General features: G+C 62.2%; 12 protein-coding genes and 1 pseudogene. 5 read left to right on the top strand and 8 right to left on the bottom strand.

Annotated elements, in window-relative coordinates; translation table 11 throughout:
- Positions 1-133: 133 nt before the first annotated feature.
- Positions 134-1,597 (bottom strand): IMP dehydrogenase, encoded by a 1,464-nt coding sequence (gene guaB / locus GQB00_RS04160; RefSeq protein WP_111495920.1) that lies wholly within the window; start codon positions 1,595-1,597, stop codon positions 134-136.
- 330 nt (positions 1,598-1,927) lie between these two features.
- Between guaB and xseA the strand changes: the two genes are divergently transcribed.
- The 3 genes and pseudogenes from xseA to GQB00_RS04175 all read left to right on the top strand — a co-directional run bounded on the left by xseA (position 1,928) and on the right by GQB00_RS04175 (position 5,890).
- Positions 1,928-3,307, top strand: coding sequence for an exodeoxyribonuclease VII large subunit (gene xseA, locus GQB00_RS04165; RefSeq protein WP_165855318.1), 1,380 nt, complete (start codon positions 1,928-1,930; stop codon positions 3,305-3,307).
- Positions 3,308-3,440: 133 nt separating this feature from the next.
- A pseudogene (locus GQB00_RS04170) lies at positions 3,441-5,327 on the top strand (propionyl-CoA synthetase); the annotation flags it as partial.
- A 353-nt stretch (positions 5,328-5,680) separates the two neighbouring features.
- Positions 5,681-5,890 (top strand): cold-shock protein, encoded by a 210-nt coding sequence (locus GQB00_RS04175; RefSeq protein ID WP_111495917.1) that lies wholly within the window; start codon positions 5,681-5,683, stop codon positions 5,888-5,890.
- Positions 5,891-5,982: 92 nt separating this feature from the next.
- Here the strand turns inward: GQB00_RS04175 and leuA are convergent, their stop codons facing one another.
- Positions 5,983-7,665 (bottom strand): 2-isopropylmalate synthase, encoded by a 1,683-nt coding sequence (gene leuA / locus GQB00_RS04180; RefSeq protein ID WP_165855319.1) that lies wholly within the window; start codon positions 7,663-7,665, stop codon positions 5,983-5,985.
- Positions 7,666-7,936: 271 nt separating this feature from the next.
- On the opposite strand from leuA, the gene GQB00_RS04185 reads away from it, so the two are divergent.
- Complete coding sequence (locus GQB00_RS04185) at positions 7,937-8,425, top strand: Lrp/AsnC family transcriptional regulator (RefSeq protein WP_111495915.1); 489 nt, start codon at positions 7,937-7,939, stop codon at positions 8,423-8,425.
- An 18-nt stretch (positions 8,426-8,443) separates the two neighbouring features.
- Here GQB00_RS04185 and GQB00_RS04190 read toward each other — a convergent pair whose 3' ends face one another.
- The 3 genes from GQB00_RS04190 to GQB00_RS04200 are packed head-to-tail and all read right to left on the bottom strand — an operon-like array spanning position 8,444 to position 10,128.
- Positions 8,444-9,022 carry a lipocalin family protein gene (locus GQB00_RS04190; RefSeq protein ID WP_228276662.1) on the bottom strand — a complete coding sequence of 193 codons (579 nt, stop codon included), beginning with the start codon at positions 9,020-9,022 and terminating at the stop codon, positions 8,444-8,446.
- A gap of 49 nt (positions 9,023-9,071) precedes the next feature.
- Positions 9,072-9,683: a TetR/AcrR family transcriptional regulator gene (locus GQB00_RS04195; RefSeq protein ID WP_111495913.1), complete on the bottom strand. Its 612-nt coding sequence runs from the start codon at positions 9,681-9,683 to the stop codon at positions 9,072-9,074.
- 40 nt (positions 9,684-9,723) lie between these two features.
- On the bottom strand, positions 9,724-10,128 hold the full coding sequence (locus GQB00_RS04200; RefSeq protein ID WP_228160619.1) for a PaaI family thioesterase: 405 nt from the start codon (positions 10,126-10,128) through the stop codon (positions 9,724-9,726).
- A gap of 234 nt (positions 10,129-10,362) precedes the next feature.
- Here GQB00_RS04200 and GQB00_RS04205 point away from each other — a divergent pair, with 234 nt between their 5' ends.
- The gene (locus GQB00_RS04205) at positions 10,363-12,093 is read left to right on the top strand and encodes a proline--tRNA ligase (RefSeq protein WP_165855321.1); all 1,731 of its coding nucleotides are present in this window, start codon (positions 10,363-10,365) and stop codon (positions 12,091-12,093) included.
- A 72-nt stretch (positions 12,094-12,165) separates the two neighbouring features.
- Here the strand turns inward: GQB00_RS04205 and GQB00_RS04210 are convergent, their stop codons facing one another.
- The 3 genes from GQB00_RS04210 to htpG all read right to left on the bottom strand — a co-directional run bounded on the left by GQB00_RS04210 (position 12,166) and on the right by htpG (position 15,655).
- Positions 12,166-13,143, bottom strand: a complete 978-nt coding sequence (locus GQB00_RS04210) for a tRNA dihydrouridine synthase (protein ID WP_165855322.1) — start codon at positions 13,141-13,143, stop codon at positions 12,166-12,168.
- Between the two features lie 386 nt (positions 13,144-13,529).
- Complete coding sequence (locus GQB00_RS04215; RefSeq protein ID WP_111495909.1) at positions 13,530-13,748, bottom strand: DUF2835 domain-containing protein; 219 nt, start codon at positions 13,746-13,748, stop codon at positions 13,530-13,532.
- Positions 13,748-15,655 carry a molecular chaperone HtpG gene (gene htpG / locus GQB00_RS04220; protein ID WP_165855323.1) on the bottom strand — a complete coding sequence of 636 codons (1,908 nt, stop codon included), beginning with the start codon at positions 15,653-15,655 and terminating at the stop codon, positions 13,748-13,750. Before htpG ends, GQB00_RS04215 begins: the two co-directional genes overlap by 1 nt.
- Positions 15,656-15,728: the final 73 nt, after the last annotated feature.

Below are 15,728 nucleotides of genomic sequence, written 5' to 3' on the forward strand. Positions count from 1 at the left end.
TCCTCAACTCAGAAAAAACGAACGGGGCACGAGTCAATATCCCGCACCCCGGTAGCGGACTCAAGGCGCCGGCCTCAAGTCCCGAGCGGCGAAGCGGCGCTGTCCGCTTGCCTGTCATCATTCACCGCTGGAATCAGCCGACGCGATAGTTCGGCGCTTCCTTGGTGATGGTCACGTCGTGGACGTGGCTCTCACGCATGCCCGCGTTGGTGATGCGCGAGAACTGCGGCCGTGTACGCATCTCGTCCATGTTGGCGCAACCGGTGTAACCCATGGAAGCGCGCACGCCGCCCATCAGCTGATGCACGATGGCGCGCATCGGGCCTTTGCAGGCCACGCGACCCTCAATACCTTCCGGCACCAGCTTCTCGACACCCTCGCTGGCATCCTGGAAGTAACGGTCGCTGGAGCCCTGCCCCATCGCTCCCAGGGAGCCCATGCCACGATACGCCTTGTAGCTACGGCCCTGGTAAAGCTCAACTTCACCCGGTGCTTCGTCGGTACCGGCCAGCAGGCTGCCAACCATAACGCTGTAGGCGCCGGCCGCCAGGGCCTTGGCCAGGTCACCGGAGAAACGGACGCCGCCATCGGCGATCAGCGGAACACCGCGATCCTTCAGCGCCGCCGCGACATTGGAAACGGCCGTGATCTGAGGCACGCCGATACCGGCGACGATGCGAGTGGTACAGATGGAACCGGGGCCGATACCCACCTTGACCGCGTCCGCGCCGGCGTCCGCCAAAGCCAGAGCCGCCTCGGCAGTGGCAATGTTACCGCCAATCACCTGGACATCAGGATACTTCTCCTTGGTCCAGCGAACACGCTCGATCACGCCGCGGGAATGGCCGTGGGCGGTGTCAATCACGACCACATCAACGCCGGCTTCCACCAGCGCCGCAAGCCGTGCTTCGGTGTCACCACCGGTACCCACCGCAGCGCCGACACGCAGGCGACCCTGCTCGTCTTTGCAGGCCAGCGGGTAATCCTTGGCTTTCTGGATATCCTTGACGGTGATCAGGCCACGCAGCTGAAAATCGTCGTTGACCACCAGCACCTTCTCGATGCGATGACGGTGCAGCAGGTTCTTGACCTCGTCGAGGCTGGCGCCTTCTTTGGCAGTGACCAGCTTTTCCTTGGGGGTCATGATGTCGGACACCCGGGTATCCAGGCCGCTTTCGAAACGGATGTCGCGACCGGTGACGATACCCACCAGGTCACGACCGTCCACCACCGGCAGGCCGGAGATGCTGTTGGCGGCGGTGATGTCGATCAGCTCGCGTACCGTGGTGTCGGGCGAGACTGTGATCGGGTCTTTCACCACACCGCTCTCGTATTTCTTGACCTTGCGAACGGCAGCGGCCTGCTGCTCGACGCTCATGTTCTTGTGGATGATGCCAATCCCGCCTTCCTGCGCCATGGCGATGGCCAGATCGGAACCGGTGACGGTGTCCATGGCCGCAGAGACTAGGGGGATGTTCAGGGAAATGCCCTTCGTCAGCTGCGTCTCAAGGCTGACATCCTTGGGCAGGACTTCGGAATAACCGGGAACGAGGAGGACGTCATCGAACGTGAGGGCTTCTTCGGCAATACGCAGCATGGGACCCGCCTTAATCTAACGTGCTAAATTTCCGGGAGGCCTGTCCCTGAAGACGCCGGCACTGGAGTTGGAAAGGCAGGTCCGGCAGCTATCAGGGAATTCAGATAAAACAAACGCTTCAGCACCTGTATCCAGCTGGCCCGAGAGGGTTCGATTTCCGGTCGGGACTGGAGGAGTTGCCGAAGCGTGTTTATCATCGCTCCCTTTAATCGATCTATTATATGAGGGTGTGAATGTACAGACAACCTGCATTATCACCCTGTTTTATTGCATCCTTTTGAAATTGCGCCTGTTTTAACCACCAAGGTTCTCGGAAAACCCCTATATATTATGGATATAACCGCCACCGCCTCACGCCCGCGCGCGCTTTCCGTCAGCGAGCTGAATCATCAGGTACGACATCTGCTGGAGGTCAGTTTCCTGCAGGTGTGGGTGGAGGGCGAGCTGTCGTCCTTCTCGCGCCCGGCGTCGGGACACTGGTATTTCACCCTCAAGGACGCCAAGAGCCAGGTACGCTGCGCCATGTTCCGCGGGCACAACCAGAAAGTCGGCACCCGCCCCAAGGAAGGCGACCAGGTGCTGATCCGGGGCAAGGTCACATTGTACGAGAGTCGGGGCGATTACCAGATCATCGCCGAGAGCCTGGAGCCCGCCGGTCTCGGCGCCCTGCAGCAAGCCTTCGAGGCGCTCAAGCAGAAGCTGCAGGCGGAAGGTCTTTTCGAGGACAGCCGCAAGAAAGCCCTGCCCGCCGTGCCGCGCCATATTGGCGTCGTTACCTCCCCCACCGGGGCCGCCGTGCATGACATTCTGACGGTGCTCAAGCGTCGCTGCCCGGGGATTCCGGTTACGCTCTACCCGACGTCGGTACAGGGCGCCGGTGCCGCGGACGAGATCGTCGCCGCCATCGACAACGCCCAGCGGCACGGCGTCGCGGATGTGCTGATCGTTGGTCGCGGCGGCGGCTCGCTGGAAGACCTGTGGCCGTTCAACGAAGAGAAGGTAGCCCGCGCCCTCGCCGGCTGCGCCCTGCCCACGGTCAGCGCCGTGGGCCACGAGGTCGACTTTAGCATCGCCGATTTCGTCGCCGATCTGCGCGCGCCCACGCCCTCCGCCGCGGCCGAGCATCTGGCGCCGGACCAGAGCGCCTGGCAGCGCACGCTCGACCAGCAATTCCATCGCCTGGACAGCGTCATGCGCCGCCTGCTGCGCCACGCCAGCCAGCAGTTGGGCCACCTGGGTCAACGATTGCGCGATCCGCGCCGCGAGCTGCAGATGCACCAGCAGCGCCTGGATGAACTTGATCTGCGGCTGCAGGGTGTCCTCGGCCAGCGCCTTGAGCGCCTGCAAGGCCAGGTGCAGCAACAGCGACAGCGGCTCGACGCCCAGAACCCGCAGCGCCTGCTCAACGACCGACTGACCACGACTCGCCAGCTGGGAGAACGCCTCAGCCGCGCCATCGGCTGGCGCCTGACCGAACAGAAAGAACGACTGACTCACGCCGGACAATCCCTGCACCTGGTCAGCCCACTGGCCACCCTGGATCGCGGTTACGCCATCGTCGGCACGCCGGAGAAGTCCGTGATTCGCCGCGCCTCCGATCTTTATGCCGGCGACGGCATCACCGCCCGCCTGGGCGAGGGGGCGATCGAGGCAATGGTGACCGCCGTTCACCCGGACGACACGCCCGCCAGGCCGCTCGACGACGACTGATCCGGCGGGCCGGGCAGCGCGGTTTTCCGGCGCGCCAGCGATGCCTGGCCGCCGTTAGCCCATTGTCTAGTGGCGACTAAAAAACAACCACCTAAAGTGGAGGAAAACCGTCCTTCACAATGCCGATAATAAGCGAGGTGGTTCCATGAGTTACCGTGACGAATTTCGCGCGTCCATTGATCAGCCGGAAGCCTTCTGGAAGGAAAAAGCCCGGCAGATCGACTGGATGCGGCCACCACAACGAATCCTCACCCAGAGCGACGAGCACACTTACACCTGGTTCGAGGACGGTGAACTCAACACCTGCGACCTGGCCCTCGACGCTCACATCCGCAACGGTCGCGGCGACCAGGCCGCGCTGGTTTACGACTCGCCGGTCACGGGTCAGAAACAGACCTTCACCTACGACGAACTGACTGACCGGGTGGCGCGCTTCGCCGGTGCCCTGGCCGAGCAGGGCGTCAGCAAGGGTGACCGCGTGATCATCTACATGCCCATGATCCCGGAAGCCGTCATCGGCATGCTGGCCTGCGCCCGACTTGGCGCCATCCACTCGGTGGTGTTCGGCGGATTTGCGGCCCACGAACTGGCCGTACGCATCGACGACGCCCGTCCGAAAGTAATCCTGACCGCATCCTGCGGTATCGAAGTGCAGAAGGTGATTCCCTACAAACCGCTGGTGGACGCGGCCATCGATGAGGCCCAGCACAAGCCCCAGTGCTGCATTGTGCTGGCACGGCCGCAAGTGGAAGCAACGCTGGTCAGCGGTCGCGATCTCGACTGGCACGAACAGGAAGCCCAGGCCAGCCCCGTAGACCCTGTGCCGGTGAAATCCGGCGATCCGCTCTACATACTCTACACCTCCGGCACCACCGGCAAACCCAAGGGCGTGGTGCGGGACAACGGCGGCCACGCGGTGGCCATGCGCTACAGCATGTCGCTGGTCTACGGCGCCAAGCCCGGCGACGTGTTCTGGGCAGCGTCGGACGTCGGCTGGGTCGTGGGCCACAGCTACATCGTCTACGGGCCGCTGATTACCGGCTGCACCACCATCCTCTACGAAGGCAAACCGGTGAAAACGCCGGATGCCGGGGCTTTCTGGCGCGTCTGTGCCGATCACCGGGTCAACATCCTGTTCACCGCGCCCACCGCCTTCCGGGCCGTGCGCAAGGAAGATCCGGAAGCGGACGAACTGCTTAAGTACGATATTTCGTCCCTGCACCGCATCCTGCTGGCCGGCGAGCGGCTCGATCCACCGACCTATGACTGGCTTCGAGAGAAGACCGGACTGCCGGTACTCGACCACTGGTGGCAAACCGAAACCGGCTGGGCCATCTGCTGTAACCCGGTGGGGCTGCAGACCCTGCCCACCAAACCCGGCTCGGCGACCATGCCGTCCCCCGGCTACAACGTGCGGATACTGGATTTCAACGGCACCCCCTTACCGCCCGGAGAGCAAGGCCTGGTGGCGGTAGGGCTGCCGCTGCCGCCGGGCTGCCTGAGCGGTATCTGGGGCGATCAGGCGCGTTTCGTCAAAACCTACCTCGCCCCGATGCCTGGCTACTACAGCTCTGGTGACGGCGGCTTCATCGACGAGGATGGCTACGTCTTCATCATGGGACGCACCGACGACGTCATCAACGTGGCCGGGCACCGGCTATCGACGGGTGAAATGGAGGAAGTGGTGGCCTCCCACCCGGCCGTGGCGGAGTGCTGTGTGATTGGCGTGCAGGATGAGATGCGCGGGCAGGTGCCGGTGGGCCTGGTGTTGCTCAAGGACGGCGCCACCATCGAACAGGACGAACTGGAGGAAGAGCTGGTGGACATGGTGCGGGAACGCATCGGCGCGGTGGCCTTTTTCCGCCGCGCCATGATCGTCGACCGCCTGCCCAAGACGCGTTCCGGCAAGATCCTCAGGCGTGTGCTGCGCAGCATCGCCGACGGCGATGACTATTCAGTGCCGTCGACCATCGACGACCCGGCCATCCTCGGTGACATTGAAGACCGTTTCAGGCGCTGATCACCGGGTTGCCCTGAACCTGTTGAAAAAGAACAAACTTTCGGTCCGGGCGAGCACCCCGGTCAAATCGGCGCTTACCCGGACCGAAAACAGCAAAAAAGCACCGAACTCCCCGGAAATACCTGTTTTTTGGGCCGAATATTTTCTTTGACGGCCTTTGATCAAGGTCTATACTGAATTTGCTGTGGAAAGACAGCGGTATTCTGTGAAAGCGTTACCACGGTCAGCTTGAATTGCTCTGCGTTGGTCCCTTCCTCGGTACTCTCTGTTGAATCTCAGCACATCCGCTTTTTCTCCGGAAAAGGCCTACCCCGTAACGGGCTTCAATCTCAGAAATACAGGAAAGAAGATAAATGTCGGATACCAAAACTGGCCATGTAAAGTGGTTCAATGAAGCTAAGGGCTTTGGTTTTATTGCTCAGGAAGGCGGCAGTGACGTTTTCGTTCACTACAGCGCCATTAACGCGAGTGGCTTCCGTACACTGGCTGAAGGTCAACAGGTGCAGTTTACTGTGACCCAGGGACCGAAGGGACCTCAGGCGGAAAATGTAACCCCGCTGTGACCCGCACGATTTGGCCGGTCACCTTCGTGGCATGGCTGGCCCATAAAAAAGCCGACACTCCGGTGTCGGCTTTTTCGTGTCTGCCCCGCTGATCAGGCCGTTGCGCGCCCCGCGCTGCCCGACTCAGCGACGGCCACGTGATTGGCCACGGCCGACAACAGCGCCTGCATGATGGCCGACGTGGTGTCCTCGGCCAGTGCCGCGGCACTGTGCGGCTCACCGTTCACCTGGATACGGATGCAGGCCATGGCGTTGGCATTGGTGCCCTCGCCCAGCGCGAACTCATCGTAGGCTTCCACCGCCAGGGTCATGCCAAAGCGCTCCTCCAGCGCTGCCGCGACGGCTTCCACCGCACCCAGACCGGCGCCGGACAGCTTCTCCCGCTGCTCTTCGCCAATCTCAATGGTGGCCTTCACGCTTTCATCGGTGCGGTGCAGGTCGTAGGCCCGCAGACGCCAGTCCGGACGTACCGCCAGGTACTTCTCCTCGAACAGCCGGTGGATGGTATCGGAATCCACCTCGCCGCCTTCGGTTTCCGCGGCATTCTGCACCACCTTGGAGAATTCGATCTGCAGCCAGCGGGGCATCGCGATGTTGTAATCCCGCTCCAGGACATAGGCCACGCCGCCCTTGCCGGACTGACTGTTGATGCGCACCACTTCTTCGTAACGACGCCCCAGATCGCGCGGATCAATCGGCAGATACGCGATTTCCCACTTGTCGTCTTCGCTGTAGGTGGACAGGCATTTGCGGATTGCATCCTGGTGACTGCCTGAGAAGGCGGTGAAAACCAGCTCGCCGGCGTACGGATGACGCGGATGCGTCGGAATCTCGGTACAGGCTTCGACCACATCGGTGATCTCGGCCATGCCGGACAGGTCCAGCTTGGGATCGATGCCCTGGGAGTACACGTTCATGGCCATGGTGACCAGGTCCATGTTACCGGTGCGCTCGCCGTTGCCCATCAAGGTGCCTTCCACCCGGTCGGCACCAGCCATGACCGCCAGCTCGGCGGCGGCAACACCACAGCCCCGGTCGTTGTGGGTGTGCACGCTGATCTGGATGTGCTCGCGGTACTTGACGTTGTCGCAGACCCACTCGATCTGGTCGGCAAACACGTTCGGCGTGGCCATCTCCACCGTCGCCGGGAGGTTGATGATGACCGGTTGGCCCTGATCCGGACGCCAGACATCGTTGACCGCATCCACCACCTCGACGGCAAAATCCAGTTCGGTGCCGGTGAAACTCTCCGGCGAATACTGGAAAGTCCAGTTGGTGTTGGGCTCTTTCTCCGCGTGCGCCTTGACGATGCGCGCGCCGTTCACCGCGATCTCCTTGATGCCCTCACGATCCATGCGGAAAACCTTCTCCCGCTGCACCGTGGAGGTGGAGTTATAGACGTGAACGATCGCATTCCTGGCGCCCTTCAAGGCTTCGTAGGTCCGTGCAATCAATTCCGGACGCGCCTGGGTCAGCACCTGGATGTGCACGTCGTCCGGCACACGGTCCTCTTCGATGAGCTTGCGGCAGAAATCGAAGTCCGGCTGGCTCGCGGCGGGGAAACCGATCTCGATCTCTTTCATGCCGATCTTGACCAGCAAGTCGAACAGGCGCTGCTTCTGCGCCACGGACATCGGCTTGACTAGCGCCTGGTTACCATCCCGCAGGTCAACGGCACACCAGGTCGGCGCGTGTTGGATAACCTGGTCGGGCCAGCGACGGTCGGTCTTGCGTACCGGCTGGAAGGCAACGTATTTGCGATGATCGAAAGCCATGATGATTCCTTGCTGGTTCAAGTGAAATAAAGGCCCGCCTGTTTACGGGCTCGGTATCCTGTGTTCCGTGTCCTGCGGCTTTTGGCCTGGACATGCACCGGGTCAGCGCTTGGCTGCCGACATCCCCTCACCCCGGATCGGTGGCGGGGACTGTCGACAACGGGATACAGGATAGGAAAACACAAGCGCAATGTGCTTGCTAATTTTCTCCGATTACCGCCATTATTGGTAGACCCTGCCACCAAACCAATCGAACTTGGCATTTTCTATCATGAGCGACAAAAACCTGATCAAACTCGATCGTATTGACCGTAAAATCCTCGATGAATTGCAACGCCACGGCGAGCTGAGCAACCAGGAGCTGTCGGAGCGGGTGGGCCTGTCGCCGTCGCCCTGCTCCCGCCGCGTACGGGCACTGGAAGACGCCGGTATCATCCTGCGCCGGGTGACGGTGCTTGACCACAAGAAGCTGGGGCTGGCGTTGACGGCGATCATCCTGATCGGGATGGACCGTCATACGCCGGAGCGCTTCGAGGCTTTCGAACGACAGGTGGGCGAGTACCCCGAAGTGCAGGAATGCTACCTGATCACCGGCCAGGACGCGGACTACATGCTGAAAGTGGTGGTGCCGGACATGGACGTCTACCACGAGTTCCTGCTCAACAAGATCACCCGGATCCAGGGGGTCAGCGGCGTCCACTCCAGCTTCGTGCTGCGGCGTGTGATCGACAGCACCGCCCTGCCGCTGGGCTACCTGTAAACGGCAGGACGTCACGCATCAGCGTTGCGGGCGTGGGACCGGCGGCTCGCCGGACTGGTTCACCCAGATCAGATCGTCCACCGGATAGCCGGCATCCCGCGCTTGGGCCACCAGGCGCTGCCGGGTCGGCTCGTCCAGGGTCGGTTTCCGCGACAGGATCCACAGGTAATCCCGGTCCGGCCCGGTCACCAGGGAGTACTGGTAACCCTGCTTGTCCAGCGCCATCACGACATAACTGGCATAAAACGGCCCGAAGAAGGACACCTTCAGATGCGCGGTATCAGGCTCGCCCACAAATTTGGCGACACCGTCGGCCCGCTCCCATTGGCCCTCTTCCGCATTGAAACCCTCGTTCAGGACATCGATGCTGCCGTCTTCGTTCTCGGTGTAGGTCGCCTGCACGTAGCTCAACCCCTCTTCGAAGGGATGCGGCAGGCGGGCGATTTCATACCAGGTGCCCAGGTATCGGTCGGGCTGGAAACCCGTGACCGGCTGAACGCGATCTGGCACGCCGGTGCAACCGGCCAACAGCACAACCAGAAACAGTGAAAGGGGGTATTTGAGGCTGACAGCCACCGGGAGACTCCTTTTGGTCAAGATTCCATCCTCAAGCCAGTCAGCGAGAGGGTCAGTCTGGAGAAGACCTTCAATCTTCAAGCGCATGGAGGTACGCCCGGACCATCCGTTTCAGTTCATCCAGCAAGGCCCGCCCGCTTGACTCAGGCAAAGTCATGGCCAGCCTCAGCAGACTGCCGCACGCACGGGGCAGCATCATGCTGGCCGCGTGACGGCGCGCCACCGGCAGGTCCGGGAAATGTCTCGCCAGGTAGACATCCAGATCCGCCGCGTTGGCCCGGAGCTCATCAAGATCCAGCGCCTGCAGCTCCGGCATGGCTTCAACGCCCGCCCAGATGGCCTGGTAGGCCGGCTCTTCGCGGTAGAAGGCGAAGTAAACCTCCAACAGCGTTTCCGCCACGGTGTCGGGCCGGCACGCGGCCAGACGCTCACGCAGAACGTGTTCCAGCCGGACCACATGACGCTCGGCGATGGCACGGACGACCGCCGACTTGTTGGGGAAATAGCGATAGAGTGACGCCAGGGACATGTCAGCGCTGCGGGCAATGGCGGACATGCTGGTGCCATCCACCCCGGACTCATGGAAGATCCGCGAGGCATGCTCGAGAATGGCTTCCACCCGCTCCCGACTGCGCGCCTGTCGGGGCGTCCGCCGCTGGCTATGTTCACTGGCGTGAGTCATGGCATCGCACCCTGTCGAGCCACCCCACACAGGCCCACCGTCAGGCCGGCAAAGCGTAGCTCCCGGTCACGTGCGCCACCAGACGCTCTTCCTCGCCGGACAGCAAGCGGACTTCGCAGAACGCCAGGCGGCGCCCCATTCGCAGAACCACGGCCTCGGCGATCAGGTCGGCCGCCGCCGGCTTCTGCAGGAAATTGATGTTCAGGTTACTGGTGACCGCCATTTCCACCCGTCCCAGCGAGGCAAGGATGGCGGCATACATCGAGGCATCGGCCAGCGCCATCTGCACCGGGCCGGACAGCGTCCCGCCCGGACGCACCAGATTGCCGGCAAACGGTACCCGGGTTCGGGCAAAGCCGTTATCGACCGCCTCCACGCGGAAGTCGATGTCCCCCGCCATGGGCACCCCATCGCGAATCAGCGACTCCACCTCGCTGGCACTCAACGTCATGACGTTCTCCTTTAATTATTGTTGCTGGCGCCCTTTTGGTCTACTCAAAAGCGTGCCTGAAAGGCCGGGCACCTTTGCCTGTACGTAACCCTACCGGCTCCGTACAATAACGGGCTGATCGAATGATAGGAATAGCCCGCCGGTCGCGACGACGGCAGCAAGCGCTGCAGTGAACAAGCCGACCGGTATCGCTGACCGATAACCCATATAAAGAATACGGATTCCGAGATGCGCGCAAGCCGTTATCTGATTGCCACACTGAAAGAAACTCCCTCCGACGCGGAAATCGTCAGTCACCAGCTCATGCTCCGAGCGGGCATGATCCGCAAACTCGCCGCCGGCCTGTACACCTGGCTGCCAATGGGGCTTCGGGTTCTGCGCAAGGTGGAACGGATCGTCCGCGAGGAAATGGACAGGAGCGGCGCACAGGAAGTGCTGATGCCAGCCATCCAGCCCGCTGAGCTGTGGCAGGAATCCGGGCGTTGGGAACAGTACGGCGGCGAGCTGCTGCGCCTCAACGACCGGCACGGCCGCGACTTCTGCTTTGGCCCGACCCACGAGGAAGTCATCACCGACCTCATGCGCAACGAGCTCAAGAGCTACAAGGAGCTGCCGGCGAACTTCTACCAGATCCAGACCAAATTCCGTGACGAGCGCCGGCCGCGCTTCGGTGTGATGCGCGCTCGCGAATTCGTCATGAAGGACGCCTACTCGTTCCACGTCGATCAGGCCTCCCTGGACGAAACCTATCAGGTCATGCATCGCACCTACTGCAACATCTTCGACCGGCTGGGCCTCGACTACCGCCCGGTGGAAGCCGATTCCGGAGCAATCGGCGGTAGTTCGTCCCACGAGTTCCATGTGCTGGCCTCCTCGGGCGAAGACGCCATCGCCTTCAGCAGCGGCGGCCAGTACGCCGCCAACATCGAGAAGGCCGAGGCCGTAGCGCCGGCCGGTGAACGTCCGGCGCCAGGCGAGGACATGGCCCGGGTCGACACCCCGGACCAGCACACCATCGCCGATCTGGCCGCCTTCCTGAAGGTGGATGCGGCACGCACGGTCAAGACGCTGATCGTCAAGGCCGCCGCCGATGACGACGGCAACCAGGGCCTGCTGGCGCTGGTGCTTCGTGGCGACCACGAACTGAACGAAATCAAGGCGGAAAACCTGCCGGACGTGGCCGAGCCGCTGACCATGGCGACGGACGAAGAGATCAAGGCGACCATCGGCTGCGGTGCCGGCTCCATTGGCCCGGTCGATCTGCCGATTCCGGTCATCGTCGACCGCAGCGCCGCCCATCTGGCCGATTTCATCTGCGGCGCCAACACCGATGATGTGCACCTGACCGGCGTCAACTGGGAGCGCGACCTGCCCCTGGGCCGGGTCGAGGACCTGCGCAACATCGTCGAAGGCGACCCCAGCCCGACCGGTGATGGCCACCTGGAAATCAAGCGCGGCATCGAAGTGGGCCACATTTTCAAGCTGGGCAACAAATACAGCCGGGCGATGAACGCCACCGTACTGGACGAGAACGGCAAGTCCGCCCTGCTCGACATGGGTTGTTACGGCATTGGCGTATCGCGAATCGTGGCGGCCGCCATCGAGCAGAACCACGACGACAAAGGCATCCTCTGGCCGACGGCTATCGCGCCGTTCCAGGTGGTCGTGGTCACCCTCAATGGGCACAAGTCGCCGGCGGTCCGGGAAGCGGCGGAAAAACTGTACAGTGATCTGCGCGATGCCGGCCTGGACGTGCTGCTGGACGACCGTAACGAACGGCCAGGCGTGAAATTCGCGGACATGGAGCTGATCGGCATCCCCCACCGGGTGGTGGTGTCCGACCGCGGTCTGGAAGCCGGCACCCTGGAATACAAGGGCCGCAGCGATGCGGACCGCCAGGACATCCCGGCCGGTGACGCCCTCTCCTTCCTGGTAGACGCCGCCAAGCCAAAACGCTAGGCGCGCGATGCCGCCGGCGCCCGCGGGCGCCGGCATTGCCCTTTCCCTAAACGGTTTCCCCGGCCGTCGCCGTCAGGCGCTCTCGGCCAGTTCCCCAACCAAACCCGCACTGGCCCTCAGCAGCCGGCACACCTCGTCAGGATCGTTCATCCGCTTGACTTGACTCCAGGCGGCATCCGCCTCGGCGTAAGGGCGGCGCGTGTAGTTCAGCCATTGTTTGATGCGACCGGTGACATAACGCGGCTCAAGAAACGTCTGCAGCGTCTGGCTGTAGTCGATCAACAACGGCACAACATCACGCCAAGGCATCGGATCACATGGCTCTCCCGCCTGACTCGCCTTGATCTGGCGAGCCAGGTCCGGCTGCGCCACCAGGCCCCGGCCGATCATCACGTCGTCACAACCGGAAATCTCGCGGCAGCGCCAGTAGTCCGCCACTGACCAGACATCGCCGTTAGCGATGACCGGAACGCTGACCCGCTCCCGCACCCGGGCGATTTCCTCCCAGTAAGCCGGCGGACGATAGCCGTCCACCTTGCTGCGGGCATGGATGCAGATCTCATCGGCGCCGGCGTCCGCCAGCGCTTCGCCGCAGGCCACGCCCATCGAGCGGTCGTCGTAACCCAGCCGCATCTTGGCCGTGACCGGGATCTCCGCCGGGACCGCCTCACGCACGGCCGACACCAGGGCATGCATCAAATCCGGCTCACGCATGAGAATGGAGCCGCCTTTGTGCTTGTTCACCGTCTTGGCCGGGCAGCCGAAGTTCAGGTCAACCTGGGGCGCGCCGAGCTCCACCGCCCTGGCGGCGTGCCAGGCCACCTGCGACACATGGGAGCCCAGCAGTTGAACCGCAACCGGCACCCCGGCGCGGGTCACCGACCCCTGACGCAGTTCGGGGGCAAAACGATAGAACACCCGGGGCGGCAACTGGCCGCGGGTCACCCGAATGAACTCGGTCACACAACGGTCGATCCCACCGACGGCCGTCAGCAGTTCGCGGATGTAACAGTCGACCAGCCCCTCCATCGGGGCGAGAAACAGGCGCATGGCATTCTTCCGGAAGTATCTGCCGCGCATTGTAGGGATAATCCGGACAAAAAAAAGCCGGTAGCTTCCGCAACCGGCCAAAGAGAGTGTTCGTTGGGTGGGGTAATCGGCGTCCGCTGCCCCTTACTGGGACAACGCGAAATTGGCGTAGTACTCGATCCAGCGGATCAGCGTCCGGTTATTCTGGCCGTGTTTCATGATGGTCTCTCTCCCTGATTCTGATGTCCGGGCTGCATGGGCCCTATGAACATCATTCTAGGAAATGGCCGACCGACAATATAATCAATTGCCTTTAATATTTTAAAAGTAATTTTCTATAGATGGCGATGTGTATGGACGGTGGCATGGCGAGGGGACCGAAAACGGAACACCTGGCACGGCCTGCTTCAGAGGCGGGAAATGGCCTGGAACCGGCCCTGATCGTCGAAATCGATACGGAAGGAGCCGTTCACGCCGTCGCGTAAGGCAAAGCGGGAAAGGATGCGGGCCGGGAACTGGACGGAACGTCCGTCCCGGGACACCGCATGAACGTGGTGGGCCGTGCCCTGATAGAGTCGGATCCACTCTTCAGGGCCGATGGCGATATCCACCACAATGGACTGCATCAACGGTTGCTCATGTCCAGCAACAGACGGTTCAGGCGGCTGACGTAGCTGCCCGGATCCTGAAGCTGCTCACCGCTGGCCAGGGTCGCCTGGTCGAAGAGTACGGCGGCGAGATCGGCGAACTGATCGTCCGATGCTTCCGACTCCAGACGTGCCACCAGCGGGTGCTCCACGTTGATCTCGAAGATCGGCTTGCTGTCCGGCACTTTCTGGCCGGCGGCCTCCATGATCTTCTTCATCTGGGCGCCCATGTCGAAGTCACCCACCACGAGACAGGCCGGCGATTCGGTCAGGCGGTTGGTTACGCGCACCTCCTGGACCCGGTCGTCCAGCGCCGTCTTGATCCGCTCCAGCAGCCCTTTGTGGGCTTCGGTAGCTTCTTCCTGGTGCTTCTTGTCTTCCTCGGTCTCGACCTCGCCCAGATCCAGCTCGCCGCGCGCGACGTCCTGCAGCTGTGTGCCGTCGAACTCAGTGAGGTAACCCATCATCCACTCGTCAATGCGATCGGACAGGATCAGCACCTCGATACCCTTCTTGCGGAAGACTTCCAGATGCGGGCTGCTCTTGGCCGCGGTGAAGCTGTCGGCGGTGATGTAGTAGATCTTCTTCTGACCTTCCTTCATGCGCCCGACGTAATCGGCCAGCGACACGTTTTCAGTCGGCTCACCGCTGTGGGTGGACGCGAAACGCAACAGGCCGGCGATCTTCTCGCGGTTGCTGAAGTCCTCGGCCGGACCTTCCTTGAGCACGGTGCCAAACTCGTTCCAGAAGCCCTGGTATTCCTCCGGCTCTTTCTTCGCCAGCTTGCCCAGCATGTCCAGGACACGCTTGGTCAGCGCGGACTTGATGCTCTCCACGGTGCTGTCGTTCTGGAGAATCTCACGGGAGACGTTCAGCGACAGGTCGTTGGAGTCCACCACGCCTTTGACGAAGCGCATGTACAGCGGCAGGAACTGCTCGGCGTGGTCCATGATGAACACGCGTTGGACGTACAGCTTGATGCCACGCGGCGCTTCGCGGTTGTACAGGTCGAACGGCGCGCGCTTGGGGATGTACAGCAGGCTGGTGTAATCCAGCTTGCCTTCCACCTTGTTGTGGGACCAGGTCAGCGGATCCTCGAAGTCGTGGGCGATGTGCTTGTAGAAGCCCTTGTACTCCTCGTCCTTGATCTCGGTACGCGGCAGGGTCCACAGCGCCGTGGCTTCGTTGACGGTCTCTTCCTTCGCTTCCGGTTCGTTGCCGTCTTCGTCGGCCGGCTCTTCGGCCTTCATGACAACCGGGAAGGAAATGTGGTCGGAGTACTTCTTGATCAGGCTGCGCAGGCGGTGGCCGTCGGCGAACTCGGATGCTTCCGGCTTCAGGTGCAGCACAATTTCGGTGCCGCGCGCGGCGCGATCGGTCTGTTCAATGGTGAATTCGCCGTCACCGGTCGACTCCCAGTGAACGCCCTCTTCCGCCGGCAGTCCGGCGCGACGGGTAAAGACCTCGACGCGGTCGGCGACGATAAAGGCGGAATAGAAACCCACGCCAAACTGACCGATCAGCTTGCTGTCTTTCTTCTCGTCACCGGTGAGCTGACTGAGGAATTCGGCGGTGCCGGACCGGGCGATGGTGCCCAGGTTCTCGATCACGTCGTCACGGCTCATGCCGATGCCGTTATCACTCAGGGTGACGGTATTCGCTTCCTTGTCGTAGGCCAGGCGGATCCTGAGATCGGGATCGTCCTCAAAGAGGCCGTCATCCTTCAGCGCGGCAAAGCGCAGCTTGTCCTCGGCATCGGAAGCGTTGGATACCAACTCCCGCAGGAAGATTTCCTTGTTGGAGTAAAGCGAATGGATCATCAGGTGAAGCAGCTGCTTCACCTCGGTCTGGAAGCCCAGGGTTTCTTTCTGCGTCTCGACCGTCATGGTGGCTGTATCTCCTTGCTCAGTACCTGTCTAAACAGTCACAGGGCCCGCTTGACGGAGCGGGCCCATTGGG

The sequence above is a fragment of the Marinobacter sp. JSM 1782161 genome (assembly GCF_011421605.1).
GTDB classification, from domain to species: domain Bacteria; phylum Pseudomonadota; class Gammaproteobacteria; order Pseudomonadales; family Oleiphilaceae; genus Marinobacter_A; species Marinobacter_A bohaiensis.